The sequence below is a fragment of the Arthrobacter cupressi genome (genome assembly GCF_900099975.1).
GTDB lineage: Bacteria > Actinomycetota > Actinomycetes > Actinomycetales > Micrococcaceae > Arthrobacter > Arthrobacter cupressi.
Genome location: NZ_FNEI01000014.1, coordinates 1 through 15,873, shown reverse-complemented (window position 1 = coordinate 15,873; position 15,873 = coordinate 1). Strand labels below are relative to the sequence as shown.

The 15,873-nt window shown below is 68.1% G+C and carries 16 protein-coding genes; 4 read left to right on the top strand and 12 right to left on the bottom strand.

What is annotated here, in order from left to right; all coding sequences use genetic code 11:
- Positions 1 to 20: 20 nt before the first annotated feature.
- On the top strand, positions 21 to 1,160 hold the full coding sequence (locus BLP88_RS14880; protein ID WP_074590444.1) for a bifunctional 2-methylcitrate synthase/citrate synthase: 1,140 nt from the start codon (positions 21 to 23) through the stop codon (positions 1,158 to 1,160).
- Between the two features lie 74 nt (positions 1,161 to 1,234).
- Here BLP88_RS14880 and BLP88_RS14875 read toward each other — a convergent pair whose 3' ends face one another.
- The 6 genes from BLP88_RS14875 to BLP88_RS14850 all read right to left on the bottom strand — a co-directional run bounded on the left by BLP88_RS14875 (position 1,235) and on the right by BLP88_RS14850 (position 7,091).
- Positions 1,235 to 1,714 (bottom strand): 8-oxo-dGTP diphosphatase, encoded by a 480-nt coding sequence (locus BLP88_RS14875; protein ID WP_074590443.1) that lies wholly within the window; start codon positions 1,712 to 1,714, stop codon positions 1,235 to 1,237.
- Positions 1,715 to 1,744: 30 nt separating this feature from the next.
- Positions 1,745 to 3,088, bottom strand: coding sequence for a hypothetical protein (locus tag BLP88_RS14870; protein WP_074590441.1), 1,344 nt, complete (start codon positions 3,086 to 3,088; stop codon positions 1,745 to 1,747).
- 2 nt (positions 3,089 to 3,090) lie between these two features.
- Positions 3,091 to 3,594 carry an RNA polymerase sigma factor gene (locus BLP88_RS14865; protein ID WP_074590440.1) on the bottom strand — a complete coding sequence of 168 codons (504 nt, stop codon included), beginning with the start codon at positions 3,592 to 3,594 and terminating at the stop codon, positions 3,091 to 3,093.
- 102 nt (positions 3,595 to 3,696) lie between these two features.
- Positions 3,697 to 4,659, bottom strand: a complete 963-nt coding sequence (gene xerD / locus BLP88_RS14860) for a site-specific tyrosine recombinase XerD (protein WP_084111260.1) — start codon at positions 4,657 to 4,659, stop codon at positions 3,697 to 3,699.
- A 2-nt stretch (positions 4,660 to 4,661) separates the two neighbouring features.
- Positions 4,662 to 5,324 (bottom strand): NUDIX domain-containing protein, encoded by a 663-nt coding sequence (locus BLP88_RS14855; protein WP_074590436.1) that lies wholly within the window; start codon positions 5,322 to 5,324, stop codon positions 4,662 to 4,664.
- 27 nt (positions 5,325 to 5,351) lie between these two features.
- Entirely contained in the window at positions 5,352 to 7,091 is a 1,740-nt protein-coding gene (locus BLP88_RS14850; RefSeq protein WP_074590434.1) for a CTP synthase, read from the bottom strand.
- Between the two features lie 85 nt (positions 7,092 to 7,176).
- Between BLP88_RS14850 and BLP88_RS14845 the strand changes: the two genes are divergently transcribed.
- Complete coding sequence (locus BLP88_RS14845; RefSeq protein ID WP_074590595.1) at positions 7,177 to 7,665, top strand: DUF2867 domain-containing protein; 489 nt, start codon at positions 7,177 to 7,179, stop codon at positions 7,663 to 7,665.
- Here the strand turns inward: BLP88_RS14845 and recN are convergent.
- The 6 genes from recN to BLP88_RS19180 are packed head-to-tail and all read right to left on the bottom strand — an operon-like array spanning position 7,662 to position 13,305.
- Entirely contained in the window at positions 7,662 to 9,401 is a 1,740-nt protein-coding gene (gene recN, locus BLP88_RS14840; RefSeq protein WP_074590432.1) for a DNA repair protein RecN, read from the bottom strand. The genes BLP88_RS14845 and recN overlap by 4 nt on opposite strands.
- Positions 9,402 to 9,404: 3 nt before the next feature.
- A complete protein-coding gene (locus BLP88_RS14835) occupies positions 9,405 to 10,445 on the bottom strand; it encodes an NAD kinase (RefSeq protein ID WP_074590430.1) in 1,041 nt (346 codons plus the stop codon).
- A gap of 28 nt (positions 10,446 to 10,473) precedes the next feature.
- Positions 10,474 to 11,280 (bottom strand): TlyA family RNA methyltransferase, encoded by an 807-nt coding sequence (locus BLP88_RS14830; RefSeq protein WP_074590429.1) that lies wholly within the window; start codon positions 11,278 to 11,280, stop codon positions 10,474 to 10,476.
- Positions 11,281 to 11,282: 2 nt separating this feature from the next.
- On the bottom strand, positions 11,283 to 11,492 hold the full coding sequence (locus BLP88_RS14825) for a hypothetical protein (protein ID WP_074590426.1): 210 nt from the start codon (positions 11,490 to 11,492) through the stop codon (positions 11,283 to 11,285).
- 9 nt (positions 11,493 to 11,501) lie between these two features.
- The gene (locus BLP88_RS14820) at positions 11,502 to 12,491 is read right to left on the bottom strand and encodes an HAD-IIA family hydrolase (protein WP_074590425.1); all 990 of its coding nucleotides are present in this window, start codon (positions 12,489 to 12,491) and stop codon (positions 11,502 to 11,504) included.
- On the bottom strand, positions 12,484 to 13,305 hold the full coding sequence (locus BLP88_RS19180; RefSeq protein ID WP_245679887.1) for a tetratricopeptide repeat protein: 822 nt from the start codon (positions 13,303 to 13,305) through the stop codon (positions 12,484 to 12,486). The genes BLP88_RS14820 and BLP88_RS19180 overlap by 8 nt, the downstream gene beginning before the upstream one ends.
- A 6-nt stretch (positions 13,306 to 13,311) precedes the next feature.
- Between BLP88_RS19180 and BLP88_RS19175 the strand changes: the two genes are divergently transcribed.
- Together BLP88_RS19175 and BLP88_RS14810 are read left to right on the top strand one after the other, a co-directional pair.
- Positions 13,312 to 14,253 carry a hypothetical protein gene (locus BLP88_RS19175; protein ID WP_245679886.1) on the top strand — a complete coding sequence of 314 codons (942 nt, stop codon included), beginning with the start codon at positions 13,312 to 13,314 and terminating at the stop codon, positions 14,251 to 14,253.
- Between the two features lie 266 nt (positions 14,254 to 14,519).
- Entirely contained in the window at positions 14,520 to 15,707 is a 1,188-nt protein-coding gene (locus BLP88_RS14810; RefSeq protein WP_074590424.1) for an acyl-CoA dehydrogenase family protein, read from the top strand.
- The last annotated feature ends 166 nt before the right edge of the window (positions 15,708 to 15,873 follow it).

The window sequence follows — 15,873 nt, the reverse complement described above, 5'->3', positions numbered from 1 at the left end:
GATGAACGAAGGAGTTCGGCATGGCTGCTGAAGACATCAAGAAAGGGCTGGCCGGAGTCGTCGTGGACTACACCGCGATTTCCAAGGTCAACCCGGACACCAACTCGTTGCTGTACCGCGGCTACCCTGTTCAGGAGCTCGCCGCCCGCTGCAGCTTCGAGGAAGTCGCCTACCTGCTGTGGAACGGCGAACTTCCGACGCCGGAACAGCTCGCGGAGTTCACCGCCCGCGAGCGCGCCGGCCGCGCGCTGGACCCGGTGGTGAAGCAAGTGGTCGACGTCCTGCCGGTGGAATCGCACCCGATGGACGTATGCCGCACGGCCGCTTCCGTGATGGGCGCCCGGCACCCGCTGGCCGAGGACTCCTCGCCCGAGGCCAACCTCAAGAAAGCCATCGATCTCTGGGCCGCGATGCCGGCGATCGTCGCCTACGACCAGCGCCGCCGCCGCGGACAGGACCTCGTTCCGCCGCGCGATGACCTGGGCTACTCGGCAAACTTCCTGTGGATGGCGTTCGGCGAGGATCCCGTGGAGGAAGTGGTCAAGGCCTTCAACGTCTCGATGATCCTGTACGCGGAGCACTCCTTCAACGCCTCCACGTTCACTGCCCGCGTGGTCACCTCCACGCTGTCCGACCTGCACTCCGCGGTCACGGCCGCCATCGGCGCCCTCAAGGGCCCGCTGCACGGCGGCGCCAACGAGGCCGTGATGGACACCTTCGACGAGATCGGCATCCGCGCCGAAGAGTCCATGGAGGATGCCGCCGCCCGGGCGAAGGCCTGGATGGAAGACGCCCTGGCACAGAAGAAGAAGGTGATGGGCTTCGGCCACCGGGTCTACAAGCACGGCGACTCCCGGGTGCCCACCATGAAGGCCGCGTTGGACAAGATGATCGCCCACTACGGCCGGCCCGAACTGCTGGGACTGTACAACGGCCTGGAGCAGGCCATGGATGAGGCGAAGGGCATCAAGCCGAACCTCGACTATCCGGCCGGGCCCACCTACCACCTGATGGGCTTTGACACCCCCACGTTCACTCCCCTGTTCGTGGCCAGCCGGATCACCGGCTGGACCGCCCACGTGATGGAACAGCTCGGCTCCAACTCATTGATCCGCCCGCTGAGCGAGTACAACGGCGTGGACGAACGGCATCTTCCGTAAACCACCCACGGCAGCGCACGACGGCGGCCCGGTCACCATGGTGACCGGGCCGCCCTGCTGTGTGGTTCGGCGAGTCAGCGGTGCGTCACGTGGCTGACCGTAGTGTTGTCGTCGTTGAGGACGACGTCGATGTCCAGGACCGTGCCGCCCAGGGCCATGGGCAGCCAGTGTTCGGCATCCTGCCACATGCGCTCGACCGGCAGGTTATCCACCGCGAACCACTCCGGCGCGATTTCCAGGCTTTCCTGCGGTTCGCCGTCCCAGCGCATGGCCACAAAGAGCCGGGTGCGCATATTCCATTCGGGACGGGCGGGGAACACGAACCGGACCGTGCCGGCGTCCACCAGGTCCGTTTCGTGGACCGTCACTCCGGACTCTTCGAAGACCTCCCGGCAGGCGGCTTCGGCGTCGCTTTCGCCCGGCTCGACGTGCCCGCCCAGGCCCACCACCTTGCCTGCACCGAATCCTGTCTTCTTTTGTCCGAGCAGGACGTCCCTTCCGCCGTCGGGCAGGTCCCGGACCAGGAAGCACAGGGTGACGTCGGCGAATTCCATCCCCTTACCTTATAGCCGGACTGGCCCGCTCTAATCCACCGGTGCGTTGGGGATCTTCAGGGAGGTGATCATTGCCTTGAGCAGCCTGTATTCCTCGCTGTTCCGGTAGTTGATGGCCTCGTCCATGGTCGCGAAGGTCATGACGCCCTGCGCCTGTGCTTCGGCGTCGCTGAAGTCGGCGCGCATCTGCGCCCCGCTGGCGAACATGTAGCTCGGAGATTCGGCCGGACCGTTGACCACGTTGTAGATGGAGCAGGCCTTCCCGTCGGCGCCGCCCACGGTGCTGGTCAGGCCGTAGGAGGCCAGGACCCGTCCGTTGGTTTCCATCGCCCGGTAGGCGAAACGGGGCGTGATGACGCCCTCGAACGCCTTGTTATACGGCAGGGAGACTTCGGCGTAGTCCAGCACCGTGTAGGGAACCGGTGTGGCGCAGCCGCCGCCGAGCCCGCCGCCCTGGCTGCCGTACACCAGCTCGGCGAGCTTCTTGCCTTCGGCATCGTGCACCGTCAACCTGATCTCGCCGGGCGCGCTGCTCTCCTTCGCCCGCACGGTCCACTGCTGCGGATAGTCAAAGGTCACCCTGCCGTCCGGACTGGTGTAGGCGCTCAAGCCCGGAGTTGCTCCGGTGGTTGTTGGCGGACCGTCACCCACCAGTTGCGGCCGGATGTCCACCGGGATGCCCTTGTCGGCGAATTCCTTGTCCATGGCCTGCTGCGGCGTGAGGTGCTGGCCGTTCTGCGAGACGTCGTTGTTCAGGGCCTGGAACTTCCAGCTGTAGACGCTGGACCATGGCTGCTGGAAGTCCGTGAGGAAGCGCTTGTTGTCCTGCAGCCTGGCGATGTTGTACCAGGCATCGCCGCCGTCGCCCCCGATGACCCGGGCACCTTCCGCGGAGAGCTCGTAGGCGAGCCAGCCGTCCGCGCATCCCAGCACCTTGTAGTACTTCTGTTCCGCGGCGGGGATCGCTTCGGTCGCGGGGTTCTGGGTACTGCGGCGCAGGTCGATGTTCGCAGGCGTGCAGGCCACGCCGTTGGTGCTCAGGCCGGCCGGCTGGGTTGTTGCCGTCGGACTGGGTGAATGGCTCGGAGTCGGGCTGGCTGAAATCGACGGGGTGCCGGTGTTGGCCGGGTCAGGTGCCGGCTGTGGCATCAGCGTGCCACCAACCACCACGGCTGCCGCGACCGCCGCCGCGGCGGCCAGGCCGGCCACCGCCGTGCGCATGGCGGCGCGCCGCCGCGGCGTCCGCCCGGCCAGGGACACCACCTCGGGGTCGGTGGAGAAAACAATGGAACGGGCCTCTACGGCGCCTGGCGTGATGCCCGGCTCGCCGACGCGCGGCTTCGCGTCCTTCATGAGCTGCTCGATGCGGTCCATGGCTAGCCCTTCCGTTCTGTCATGAGGTGTGAGGGGGCGGCTTTTGCGAAGGCCTTCCGTGCCCGGTGCAGCCGGACCGCGGCCGCGGACGGCGAACACTCGAGGCTTTGGGCCAATTCAGCGGTGCTCAGCCCGTCCCAATAGCTGAGCATTAGGACCTCCCGGTCGCGGTCGTTCAGCCGGGTCAGGACATCGGCGACGGCGGCGCGCTGGCCGTCGTCGGCGCCCGCATCCCGGGTGCGGACTTCCTCCGTCAGCCGTTCGATGAGTTGTTCGCGGCGGCGCCGGCCCTTGTATTCGTTGCCGAGCACGTTCCGTGCGGTCGCGATCAGCCAGCCGATGCCCGGCGGCTCGTCGAGGCGCTTTTCCCAGACGATGCGGAAGACATCCGCGGCGAGCTCTTCCGCACGGGCCTGGTCGTTGATGCGGTAGGCGATGTAGTGGTAAACGCGAGTGAAGTGCTCAGCGTGCAGAGCTATGAACTCGTGCTCCCTGGCAGCCAGCATCTTGATCCCCCCGGACTCGATGGCTTCGATTTTAAAGACTTAGTGTCCCGGGAGCATCGGTTTCTTACATCGCCTGGAAGAAATCGTCAGCCCAGTTTCCTATCAACCCAGCGCGCGGGGGTGGGCTGCAGCGTACACTTCGCGGAGCGTGTCCGCCGTGACCAGGGTGTACACCTGGGTGGTGGTCACCGAAGCGTGGCCGAGGAGTTCCTGGACCACGCGGACGTCCGCTCCCCCTTCCAGCAGGTGGGTGGCGAAGGAATGGCGCAGGGTGTGCGGGGAGACGTCCTTGGTGATGTTCGCCTTGTCTGCCGCGGTCTTCAGGATGGTCCACGCGCTTTGCCGGCTGATCCGCCCGCCGCGCGCGTTGAGGAACAAGGCCGGAGTGCCCTTGCCCTTGGCGGCCAGGGCCGGACGGCCGCGCACCAGATAGGAACCGACGGCGCGTGCCCCGTAGGAGCCCAGCGGCACCAGGCGTTCCTTGGAGCCTTTGCCGAACAGCCGAACGATCGCGGGACCGTCGGAGTCGTTCTCGAGGGAGACGTCGTCGACGTCGAGGCCCACCGCTTCGCTGATGCGGGCGCCGGTGGAGTACAGGAATTCGAGCAGCGCGCGGTCGCGCAGGCCCGTGGCGGTGTCGGTTCCGGCGGCTTCGAGGATCCGCGTGACCTCGTCCACGGTGATCGCCTTGGGCAGCCGTTTGCCGGGCATTGGCGGGTGGACATCGCTGGCGGGGTCCGCCGTCGTGGTTCCTTCCAGGGCCCAGAACTTGTGGAGGCCGCGGACGGCAACCACGGTGCGGGCGGCGGACCGCACGCCCAGGGCGGCGGCGCCGTCTGACCCGTCGGAGAGGGCCTGCACGAAGCCGGTGACGTCGTGCCGGGTAACCTGGCCGGGCTTGTCGATGCCGGCGGTGGCGAGGAAGTTGGCGTAGCGGGTGAGGTCGCGGCGGTAGGCGGAGAGCGTGTTGCTGGCCAGGCCGCGCTCCACCCCCAGGTGCTGCAGGTAATCGCTGACGGCGCGGTCGACGGCGGTGGCCGTGCGTGTGTTCTCCCCAGGCGGCATGGTCAGCGCTGGCTGGGGTGGGCCGGCCAGGGGGTGTTGCCGGGCCGCAGTCCGCTGAAGCCGCCGGCGCGTGCGGCGGCGGCCGCGAGGATACCGACGACGGCCGAGGGGTTGTGCAGGCGGCCCTCCAGGACGGCGGCGACGGCCTCGTCCAGGGACACCCAGCGCAGCTCAATTTCGGCTTCCTCGTCCGTCCGGACGTGGCGTTCGGCTTCAGGGACGTCGGACAGGCCGCGGGCCAGGTAGATCCGGATCGCCTCGCTGGAGGAGCCGGGCGAGTTGAAGAAGTCCGCCAGGACGTTCCACTGCGCGGCCTGCAGGTCGGCTTCCTCCGCGAGTTCCCGCGCGGCTCCGACGACGAAGTCCTCCCCCTCGATGTCCAGCAGGCCCGCGGGAATCTCCCAAAGGTCCATGCCCACCGGGTGCCGGTACTGCTTGAGCAGCAGGATGTCGCCGTCGCCGTTCATGGGAAGGACGGCGACGGCGCCCGGGTGGTCGATGTAGTCGCGGACCAGGGTGCCGCTGTCCTCGGCGAGCTCGAAGGCGTCGCTGACAACGTCCCAGATCCGGCCCTCGTAGACCTTGCTGGACGACAAAAGACGGCGCGGGCTCGGTGTGTCCGAAAGCTGCCGGGAACTGCTGGAAGATTCGGAACTACCGGGCATCGCGCCGTCCTTTGCGGGTGCTGTGAACTACTTTGCTGCTGTTGCCTTGCTTGCCGCCTTCGCGGCCGGAACGGTGCGGCGTTCCAGGGCGGCCTTCACGAGGCCTGCGAACAGCGGGTGCGGGCGGGTGGGGCGGGAGCTGAGCTCGGGGTGCGCCTGCGTGGCCACGTAGTACGGGTGCACTTCGCGGGGCAGTTCGACGAACTCGACCAGCTTGCCGTCCGGGGAGGTGCCCGAGAACACGAGGCCTTCGGCCGCGATCTGGTCCCGGTACTTGTTGTTCACCTCGTAACGGTGGCGGTGGCGTTCGCTGACCGCCGTGGCGCCGTAGGTCTCGGCAACAACGGAGCCTTCGTCCAGCTTGGCTTCGTACAGGCCCAGGCGCATGGTGCCGCCAAGGTCGCCCTTGCCTTCCACGATGTCCAGCTGCTCTTCCATGGTGGCGATGACCGGGTACTTCGAATCCGGTTCGAACTCGGACGAGGAAGCACCTTCCAGGCCAACAACGTTGCGGGCGTACTCGATGACCATGCACTGCAGGCCCAGGCACAGGCCCAGGACCGGGAGCTGGGTTTCGCGGGCGAACTTGAGGGCGCCGAGCTTGCCTTCGAGGCCGCGGATGCCAAAGCCGCCGGGAACGCAGATGGCGTCCACGCCGGCCAGGGACTTCTGGGCGCCTTCGAGGGTTTCGCATTCGTCCGAGGGGACCCAGCGGATCTTGACCTTGGCTTCATTCGCGAAACCGCCGGCGCGCAGGGCCTCGGTCACGGAGAGGTAGGCGTCGGGCAGGTCGATGTACTTGCCCACCAGGGCCACCTCGACCTCGTGCTTGGGGTTGTGGACCGCTTCGAGCAGCTTGTCCCACTTGCTCCAGTCCACGTCCTTGAACGGCAGGTCCAGGGCGCGCACGATGTAGGAGTCCAGGCCCTGGGCGTGCAGGGTCTTGGGGATGTCGTAGATGCTCGGAGCGTCGGCCGCGTTGATCACGGCGTCCACGTCCACGTCGCACATGCGGCCGATCTTCTCGCGCATCGCGTCCGGGACTTCGCGGTCCGAACGGATCACGATCGCCTCGGGCTGGATGCCGATGGAGCGCAGGGCTGCCACGGAGTGCTGGGTGGGCTTGGTCTTCAGTTCCTGGGACGGGCCGATGTACGGCACCAGGGAAACGTGCAGGAAGAAGGCGTTGTTGCGGCCGATGTCCTGGCGGACCTGGCGGGCCGATTCCAGGAAGGGCTGGGATTCGATGTCGCCGACGGTGCCGCCGATTTCGGTGATGATGACGTCCGGGGCGTTCTTGCCTTCGGCGGGCAGGCGCATGCGGCGCTTGATTTCATCGGTGATGTGCGGGATGACCTGCACGGTGTCGCCGAGGTATTCGCCGCGGCGTTCCTTGGCGATGACGGTCGAGTAAATCTGGCCTGTTGTGACGTTGGCCGAGCCCTCGAGGTTTTCGTCGAGGAAGCGCTCGTAGTGTCCGATGTCGAGGTCGGTCTCGGCGCCGTCGTCGGTGACGAAGACTTCGCCGTGCTGGAAGGGGTTCATCGTGCCCGGATCCACGTTCAGGTAGGGATCGAGCTTCTGCATAGTTACAGACAGACCGCGTGCCCGCAGCAGGTGGCCGAGGCTGGACGCCGTCAGCCCCTTTCCGAGCGAGGACGCCACACCGCCGGTGACGAAGATGTGTTTGGTCGTCTTGGACGAGCCCGGGAACCGGGAATTTACACGGGAATTAGATCGCTGCACCACGGAATTCGAGCTTATCATCAATTGCGCCTCCAAGGGTTCCGCCGCTTGTTTCCCCAAATGATCCATGCTCTCCCGCGGGCCCCGCTACGATCAAGGCATGGGCATGGAAAATCCCGTTGGATCGTCCTCTCGCGCCGGGGAACCGGTGTTCCGTTCCCTGGCCCTCGAAGCCATTCCGGAACCCGACTACGCCGATGTGATAGTCGTCCCATGCCGGCAATCGGCAACCTCGGATCCGCGAGCCTGGGCGGATACGGTCTTCTCACGATCCGCCATGCCCCGCTGGGTCCTGGCACTCATGGCGCTGCGGCAACAGCTCGTGGGCCTGGCGGGCATACCCAAGGCGCCCGCGGATGTGTTCGCCGTTTCCAGGGTGGCGGGTGAAGAGGCACTGATCACCGCGGAGGACCGGCACCTGGACTTTAGCTGCGGGGTGGCGTTCGACGCCGCTTCGCACCTTTTGCGGGTCACCACCGCCGTGCGGCTCAAGGGGTGGAGGGGACGCCTCTACTTCGTACCGGTCCGGGTCCTGCACCCGCTGGTGCTCCGGGCGATGATGCTTCGCGCGGCCAGGGTCCTGGCCCGGAATTAGGCCGGCTGCGGCAGGAGCTTGGCGTCGTCGAGCAGTTCCTGGGCGTGGGCACGGGCGGATTCGGAATCCTCCTGCCCGGCAAGCATCCTCGCCAGTTCCCGTACGCGCTCGTCCTCGTCCAGCAGCTGCACGTCGCTGGAGGTGAATCCGGTGGAAGTTTTCCCGTCCGCGCCCCGCACCGAGGTTTTGGTCACACGGATGTGCTGGTTGGCGAAGGCGGCCACTTGCGGCAGGTGCGTGACCACCAGGACCTGCACGTGCCGGGCCAGCATCGCCAGGCGGCGGCCGATTTCGACGGCGGCCTTGCCGCCCACACCGGCGTCGACCTCGTCGAAGACGAACGTGGGGACCGGGTCCACGGCGGCGAGGACGACTTCGATGGCCAGCATCACGCGGGAAAGTTCACCGCCCGAGGCACCCTTGCCGAGCGCACGGGCGGGCGCGCCGGAGTGCGGCTGCAGCAGGAACGCGACGTCGTCCTGGCCGTGCAGGGCGAGCTCCCCGCTGTCCTGGACGTCGATCACGAGGGTGGCGTCGGCCATGGCGAGCGCGGTCAGTTCGGCGCTGACGCGCGAGGAGAGGCCTTTGGCCGCTTTGCTGCGCGCCTTGCTGATCCGGGCTGCCTGCTTGCGCAGTTCCGCCTCGGCTGAGGTGACCGCTGCTTCCAGGGCTTCGATGCGGGTGGAGTCATCCTGCAGCTCGTCAAGCCGGACTCGTGCCGTGGCGGCCCATTCCAGGACCTCGTCAATGCTGGGGGCGTACTTGCGGATGAGCTTGGCCAGCGCGGCCCGGCGTTCCTCGATTTCGGCCAGCCGTTCCGGGCCTTCGGAATCGAGGGATGCCTGGTAGCTGGAGAGCTCCGCGGCGATGTCGTTGAGCAGGAAGCCGACCTCGGCGAGCCGGGACGCGGCCGCCCCGAGGGCTTCGTCGTGTTCGGCCACCTGTTCCAGCTGGCGCTTGGCGGCATCGACCAGGGTGGTGGCGTCCCCGCTGTCGCCGAAATCCTCGGCGATCAGGGCTTCGTGGGCGGCGGCCGCGGCGATGCGGAGTTCCTCAACGTTGGCCAGCTTCACGGCTTCGCCCTTGAGGGATTCGTCTTCGCCGGGCTGGGGATCGACGCCGTCGATTTCCTCGAGCGCCGCCTGCAGGGATTCGGCCTCGCGCAGGCGTTCCCGGGCCTCGCTGCGGAGGGTGTCCAATTCGGCCTGGTCCGCCTTCCAGCGGCCGTACAGTTCCTGGTACCCGCCCAGGATCCCGGCGAGTTCCGCGCCGGCGAAGCGGTCCAGGGCGTTCCGCTGCGCCGTGACGCTTTTGAGCCGGATCTGGTCGGACTGGCCGTGCACCACCACCAGGCTCTCGCCGAGTTCGGCGAGGACCCCCACGGGGGCGGAACGGCCGCCCACGAACGCCCGGCTGCGGCCGTCGGCACCGACGGAGCGGGCGAGCAGGAGCTGCGCGCCGCCGTCGTACTCCTCCGCCTCGCCGCCGGCCTCCAGGGCCCGTTCGACGGCGGTGTGCCCGGGGTCCAGGGTCAACAGGGCTTCCGCGGAGGCGGACTTCGCGCCCGTGCGGACCGCGCCGGCGTCGGACCGTGAGCCCAGCAGCAGCCCGACGGCGGTGACCACCATGGTCTTGCCGGCTCCGGTTTCGCCGGTGACCACGCTCAGCCCCGGGCCGAGCGGAAGGGTGGCGTCGGTGATGACGCCGAGGTCGCGGATGCGCAGTTCCTCGATCATGGATCAGCTCTCCTTTGTGGCTTCTTCGGAGTTCTCATGGCCGGGAACGCTGGGCCCCGGCGGGTCAAACGGGCCCGGCAAGGGCGTGGGCGTGGGCGTGCGGACCACCGGCACGGGACCGGTGTGGATCTCGGACGAACGCGGCACCGGGCCGCGCCAGCCGTGGATGGGAAGTTCGAACTTGCGGACCAGGCGGGCCGAGAAGGGGGTCTGGTGGGTGCGGGCAAGGCGCACGGGCCGGGTGGAGCGGGTGACCTCCACGCGGGCGCCGGGCGGCAGGTCCACGGAACGCCGGCCGTCGCACCACAGCACGCCCTTGGCGTCGGTGCGGTTGAGGATCTCCACGGCCAGCTTGGAGCGCGGGGACACTACCAGGGGCTTGGTGAAGAGCGCGTGGGCGCTGATCGGAACGATCACCAGGGCTTCGACCTCGGGCCACACCACGGGGCCGCCCGAGGAGAAGGCGTAGGCCGTGGAGCCGGTGGGGGTGGCGAGCACCACCCCGTCGCAGCCGAAGGACGTCAGGGGCCGTTCATCGACTTCGGTGACGACTTCCACCATGCGTTCCCGGTCGGCCTTTTCGATGGCGGCCTCGTTCAAGGCCCAGGTGTGCCAGATCTTCTGGCCGCGCACCCACACCTGGACGTCGATGGTCATGCGTTCCTCGACGGTGTATTCGCGGCTGGCGATCCATTCCACGGTCTGGGTGAGGTCTGCCCTTTCGCTTTCGGCGAGGAAGCCGACGTGCCCCAGGTTTACCCCGAGCATGGGCAGGTCCACCTCGCGGACCAGTTCCGCGGCGCGCAGGATGGTGCCGTCGCCGCCCAGGACCATGACGAGTTCGACGTCCTCAAGCCGAACGTCCTCGTGGAGGATCTCGATCGGCTTATCCACGTGCCCGAAGAAGCGCTCCACGTCCGCCAGTTCGGATTTCTGCATCACGGGCACCAGGCCGGAGGAATGCAGGGCGTCGCAGGCATCCCACGCTGCGCGGAGGGATTCTTCCCGCCCGGTGTGGGCAAGGACCAGTACGCGCCTGCTCATGGGTTTCCGTTCCGCTCGTGGCCTGTTCTCAGGTCCAGATCTTCGCCAACAATGCGTCGACGTGCCCGTCGCGCTCTTCGATCTTAGGCAGGAGCGGCGACATCCTGCGCTTCATCCACAGGAAGTACTCCACATTTCCGTCCTGGCCGGGCAGCGGGCTCTCCGCCAGCCCGCACAAATCCAGCCCGGCATCCAGGGCCGCACGTGCCACTCCGGCCACGGCCCGGCGTCGTTCCTCCGGGGAGGAGACCACCCCGGTGCGGGACAGCCGCTCGCGGCCGACTTCGAACTGCGGCTTGACCATGAGGAGCAGGTCTCCCCCGGGAACCGTGCAGGCTGCGAGGGGTTCCAGCACCAGGGTCAGGGAGATGAAGGACAGGTCAGCGACCGTCAGTGCGGCTTCGCCGCCGATCTGCGCCGGATCCATGTACCGGACGTTGAGGCCCTCGTGCACGACGACGCGCGGATCCTCCCGCAGCTCCGGCACCAATTGGCCATGCCCGACGTCGACCGCCACCACCTGCGCGGCCCCGCGCTTGAGCAGGACATCCGTGAAGCCGCCGGTGGACGCGCCGGCGTCCAGGCAGCGCTTGCCGCCGGCCGACACCTCGGGGAACGCCTCAAGGGCGCCGGCGAGCTTGTGGCCGGCCCGGCTGACGTAGGCGTCCTCCGCGTGCGCCTGGACTTCGAGGGCGGTGTCCTCCCCGCACTGGAGGGAGGCCTTGAGGAGCACCGTGCCGCCGGAGCTGACCTTGCCGTCCGCGATGAGCTTGGCCGCGTGGGTGCGGGATCTCGCCAGCCCGCGGCTGACGAGTTCCTGGTCAAGACGTGCCATTCTCAGCTTTCTTCGGGGCCGGCGTGTTCTTCAGTGTCCAGGGCGGACAGCAGCGCATCGTGGATGTCCGTGTACCGGGACAAGTGTTCCTCCACAGGCGCCGCGGGAAGGTCCGCCAGACCGGCTGCGACCGTGTCCACCAGCGGATCACCGGTGGCGTCCGGCGGGTCCGGCCAGCGCACGTCGCCCCGGGGTCCGTTGATCTCAGTCATGCCAGCAGTCTAGTTTTCGATCCACTCCACGCGGGGAGCCGTGGCTTCGGCGGCGTCGGGAGTGGCCGACCACCAGGCCGCGCAGGCCGCGCGCCAGGAGTTTAGTTCGTCCGGGGAACCGCTGACGGTGACTGTGCTGTCCTGCACGGACGCGCTGGTCCCGCCGCAGCGGAAGATCCCGCCGTCCTCGCTGATCGCAGGGTAGGGCTCGTAGAGTGCCGTCAGGTCCGGGATCAGGTAGCTCGGCCGTTCCAGGGCACGGGCGGCGAGGATCGACTCACGGGAGTCGACGCCGGTGAGCACCGCCGCCGTCGCGAATCCCGCGCGGTTGCCGCCGAGGATGTCCGTGTCGAGACGGTCGCCGACAACGAGGGGACGCTCGGAGCCCAGCCGCTTGGCCGCGGCGTGGAAGAGCGGTGCCTCGGGCTTGCCGGCGACGCGCGGCGTCTTGCCGGTGGCTGCGGCGACGGCCGCCACGAGGGTGCCGTTGCCCGGGGCGATGCCGCGGGCCTGCGGGATGGACATGTCCGTGTTCGTGGCCACCCACAGTGCCCCGCCTGCCACCACGTAGGAGGCTTCGGCAAGGTGCTTCCAGCCGATTTCCGGGTTGAAGCCCTGGACGACGGCCACCGGTTTCCCGGCGGCGTCGTGGACCGGGACCAGGCCGACCAGCTCGATTTCGTGCGCAAGCGCGGCGCTGCCGGTGACCAGCACGTGCGAGCCCGGGGCCAGCAGCTCGGCAAGGAGGACGGCCGCGGCCTGCGAGGAGCTCACCACCTGGTGGTCTTCGGCCGGGGCGCCGAGTTCGCGCAGGTGCGCGGCCACCTGGGCCGGGGTGCGCGAGGCGTTGTTGGTGACGTACCCGAGGCCGACTCCGGCGTCCCCGAGCCTGGACAAGGACTCCACGGCGCCGGGGATGGCGTGCGGCCCGGCGTACACCACGCCGTCCAGGTCCGAGAGGACGGAGTCGAAGCCGGCCAGCAAGGGGGCGTCAGTCATTCTGCTTGCCTTCAGCGGACTCGTCCCCGGATTCGTCCAGGACGTCCTCTTCCACCGAGTCGGCGTCCGATTCTGCGTCGTCGGATTCGAAGTAGCTGGATTCGGCGTCGTCGAGTTCCACGTCGCCGACTTCCGGGGCCTCTTCCCCGCGGAACTGCTGCTGCGCGGTTTCCCCGGTGTCACCCGCGGCGGCGTCGTCTCCGGCCGCGGCCGCGGCGGCCTCATCGCGGCGGAAGCGCGGCTTGACTGTGTCCTCATCGTCCTCGCCGAGGTCGATGATGTCCGGCTCTTCGAACTGTCCGACACCCAGGGCGTCCTCGGCCACGACGGCCTGGCGCAGCCAGCGCTCGGCCTCCGGGCCGCGGCCGGCAGCGGTCAGCGCATCGGCGTAGGCGCGGAACAGGCGCGGGCTGTAGGAGAAAGCGCGGTTGATGTCCAGCTGCGGAATCTCGAGTTCTGCGACGGCGGCATCCACCTGGCCGAGGTCCGCGCGGGCGCCGGAGGCAACGATGGCCAGTTCCACCTTGCCCGGAGCGTCGAGGTCCTGGGCTTCCGGGGAGCGGACGACGTCGAGCGCACGGTCCGGGCGGCCGAGGCCACGCTCGCAGTCCGCCATGACGGGCAGGTGCACGTTGGAGCCGCTGATCCGGCGGTAGGTGCGGAATTCGCGCAGCGCTTCGCCGTAGTGTCCGGCGGCGTAGGCGGTGAGGCCGACGGCTTCGCGGACGACGGCGAGGCGGCCGCCGCGGCGGCTCGCGGCCAGGGCGTGCTGGAACGACAGTTCGGGATCGATGTCCATCAGGCGGCCTGCCATCACCAGGTGCTTGGCGACCCAGTTCGCGTTGGTGCTTTCGAGGGTCTTGATCTGGTTCTTGGTGGCGCGGTCCAGTTCCTGGCCCGTGACGTCGTCGTCGATTTCCGGGGAACGGTCACGCTCGGGACGGTTGGCGCTGCGCAGGTCAGCGGCGTTGGGAACGCGGGCCGGGCGGTCTTCGCGGGGGCCGGTTCCGCGGCCGTCACGGGGGCCATCGAAATTGCGGGGGCCGCGTCCCGGGCGGTCGCCGAACTTGCGGTCTCCGCGGTCACGGTCACCGAAGCTGCGGCGCTCCTCGCCGTCACGGCGCGGACGGTCACCAAACGGCTTACGGTCACGGTCAAACGGCTTCCGCTCACCAAACTTGCGCTCACCACGGTCACGGTCACCAAAGCCGCGGCGCTCACCGTCACGGGCCGGACGGTCACCGAAGCTACGGCGCTCCTCACCCTCGCGGCGCGGGCCGTCGAAGTTCCGCGGGCCCCGGTCACCAAAGCTACGGCGCTCCTCACCGTCACGGCGCGGACGGTCACCAAACGGCTTACGGTCACGGTCAAACGGCTTCCGCTCACCAAACTTGCGCTCACCACGGTCACGGTCACCAAAGCCGCGGCGCTCACCGTCACGGGCCGGACGATCGCCGAAGCTACGGCGCTCCTCACCCTCGCGGCGCGGACGGTCACCGAAAGGCTTGCGGTCGCGGTCACCAAACTTTTTGCCGTCCCGCTCACCGAAGGGCTTACGGTCACGGTCACCGAAGGGCCTTCCGTCGCGCTGTCCGCCGGCGCCGCCGTCGCGGTTTTCCCGGTTGTCGCGGGAACGGAATCCGCGGGGATCGCCTCCGGAGTTGTTGTTCGCGCGGAAGGAACCGCGGTCTCCCCGGCCGCCGCCGTAGTTGCCGCGGTTTCCGCCGTTGTGCTCAGCCATGATGGATTCCTCCTGTTGTGAGCCGACCACTGGCGCATGCGCAGCCGCTCGTATCCGTATTTTGTTCTCACGCCGCCGGGATCCGGCCCGTTTGTCTCCTGCAATTCTAGGCGACAGCGCCCCGCCTCCCGTATTTCCGGGGCACTTTGGCACCTTCCCGTGGGAAGCATCACAGCAGGGCCGGACGACGGCGGCGGGGACTCCCGGTGCTACCCGCCGCCGGGCTTCCATGCCACGCCGCCGGGGAACTTCCCGGGGGCGGCCCTCCATAGCCGTAGCGTGGAGCCATGACACCCGAAAGCAATGGAGCACCTGTGCCTGACAACGCCGACCTGCTGGATATCGACTCACTCTTCACCGCGGACGAGCTCGCCATGCGGGACACAGTCCGCACCTTTGTTGATGCCGGCATCCGGCCGAATATCGCCGGCTGGTACGAGGACGCGGTCTTCCCGCTGGAAGTCATCCCGGAGCTGGGATCACTGGGCCTGCTGGGAATGCACCTGGAAGGCTACGGCTGCCCGGGACGAAGTGCGGTCGAATACGGGCTTGCGGCACTGGAGCTCGAGGCCGGTGATTCCGGACTGCGGACGTTCGTCAGCGTGCAGGGGTCCCTGGCGATGGGGGCGATCCACAAGCACGGCAGCGAGGAACAGAAGCACGAATGGCTGCCGCGTATGGCCGCCGGTGCCGTGGTGGGGTGTTTCGGCCTCACCGAACCGGACGCGGGATCGGATCCCGGCAGCATGAAGACGTTCGCACGGCGCGAGGGCGGGGACTGGATCCTCAACGGATCCAAACGGTGGATCGGGCTCGCCTCGATCGCCCAAGTAGCGGTCATCTGGGCCATGACCGACGACGGCGTGCGCGGATTCATCATGCCCGCTGATACCCCTGGCTTCCAAGCGACGCCGATCGAGCCCAAGCTGTCCATGCGTGCCTCGGTCCAGTGCGACGTCGAGCTCCGGGAGGTCCGCCTTCCCGGTTCGGCCCTCCTCCCCGGAGCCAGGGGTTTGCGCGGCCCGTTCGAATGCCTCAATGAAGCCCGCTACGGCATCATCTGGGGTGCCATGGGCGCCGCGCGGGACAGTTACCTCACCGCGCTCGAGTATTCGCGCCGCCGCCTGCAGTTCGACAAACCCCTGGCCGGCTATCAGCTCACCCAAGAGAAGCTGGTCAATATGGCCCTCGAGATCAACAAAGGCATGCTCCTGGCCCTGCAGATCGGTCGGCTCAAGGATGCCGGACGCCTGCAGCCCCACCAGATTTCGGCAGGCAAACTCAACAACTGCCGCGAAGCCATCCGGATCTGCCGGGAAGCCCGGGCCATCCTCGGTGGCAACGGCATCACCCTGGATTATCCGCCGATGCGGCACGCGAACAACCTGGAGTCAGTACGCACCTATGAAGGCACCGACGAAGTCCACACACTGATCCTCGGCAGCCACATCACGGGCATTCCGGCGTTCCGCTGACCGCCGTTAAACGGCTGTGCCCCCGGTCCAAATGGACGGGGGCACGGTGGTTTTCGCACATGTGTGTTAAAGAGGGAGGCCCCCGGACGTGTGTTCGGGGGCCTCGACCTGTGAATGGTTGTCCGGCGGTGTCCTACTCTCCCACACCCTCCCGGGTGCAGTACCA

What these genes read in the sequence shown, in the direction of transcription:
- BLP88_RS14825 (WP_074590426.1), bottom strand. Translation starts at nt 11,492, where the DNA reads ATGACTGAGATCAACGGACCCCGGGGCGACGTGCGCTGGCCGGACCCG.
- BLP88_RS14850 (WP_074590434.1), bottom strand. Translation starts at nt 7,091, where the DNA reads ATGATAAGCTCGAATTCCGTGGTGCAGCGATCTAATTCCCGTGTAAAT.
- BLP88_RS14865 (WP_074590440.1), bottom strand. Translation starts at nt 3,594, where the DNA reads ATGCTGGCTGCCAGGGAGCACGAGTTCATAGCTCTGCACGCTGAGCAC.
- BLP88_RS14870 (WP_074590441.1), bottom strand. Translation starts at nt 3,088, where the DNA reads ATGGACCGCATCGAGCAGCTCATGAAGGACGCGAAGCCGCGCGTCGGC.
- BLP88_RS14880 (WP_074590444.1), top strand. Translation starts at nt 21, where the DNA reads ATGGCTGCTGAAGACATCAAGAAAGGGCTGGCCGGAGTCGTCGTGGAC.
- BLP88_RS14835 (WP_074590430.1), bottom strand. Translation starts at nt 10,445, where the DNA reads ATGAGCAGGCGCGTACTGGTCCTTGCCCACACCGGGCGGGAAGAATCC.
- BLP88_RS14830 (WP_074590429.1), bottom strand. Translation starts at nt 11,280, where the DNA reads ATGGCACGTCTTGACCAGGAACTCGTCAGCCGCGGGCTGGCGAGATCC.
- recN (WP_074590432.1), bottom strand. Translation starts at nt 9,401, where the DNA reads ATGATCGAGGAACTGCGCATCCGCGACCTCGGCGTCATCACCGACGCC.
- BLP88_RS14845 (WP_074590595.1), top strand. Translation starts at nt 7,177, where the DNA reads ATGGAAAATCCCGTTGGATCGTCCTCTCGCGCCGGGGAACCGGTGTTC.
- BLP88_RS14820 (WP_074590425.1), bottom strand. Translation starts at nt 12,491, where the DNA reads ATGACTGACGCCCCCTTGCTGGCCGGCTTCGACTCCGTCCTCTCGGAC.
- BLP88_RS14855 (WP_074590436.1), bottom strand. Translation starts at nt 5,324, where the DNA reads ATGCCCGGTAGTTCCGAATCTTCCAGCAGTTCCCGGCAGCTTTCGGAC.
- BLP88_RS19180 (WP_245679887.1), bottom strand. Translation starts at nt 13,305, where the DNA reads ATGGCAGGCCGCCTGATGGACATCGATCCCGAACTGTCGTTCCAGCAC.
- BLP88_RS14810 (WP_074590424.1), top strand. Translation starts at nt 14,520, where the DNA reads ATGACACCCGAAAGCAATGGAGCACCTGTGCCTGACAACGCCGACCTG.
- xerD (WP_084111260.1), bottom strand. Translation starts at nt 4,659, where the DNA reads ATGCCGCCTGGGGAGAACACACGCACGGCCACCGCCGTCGACCGCGCC.
- BLP88_RS14875 (WP_074590443.1), bottom strand. Translation starts at nt 1,714, where the DNA reads ATGGAATTCGCCGACGTCACCCTGTGCTTCCTGGTCCGGGACCTGCCC.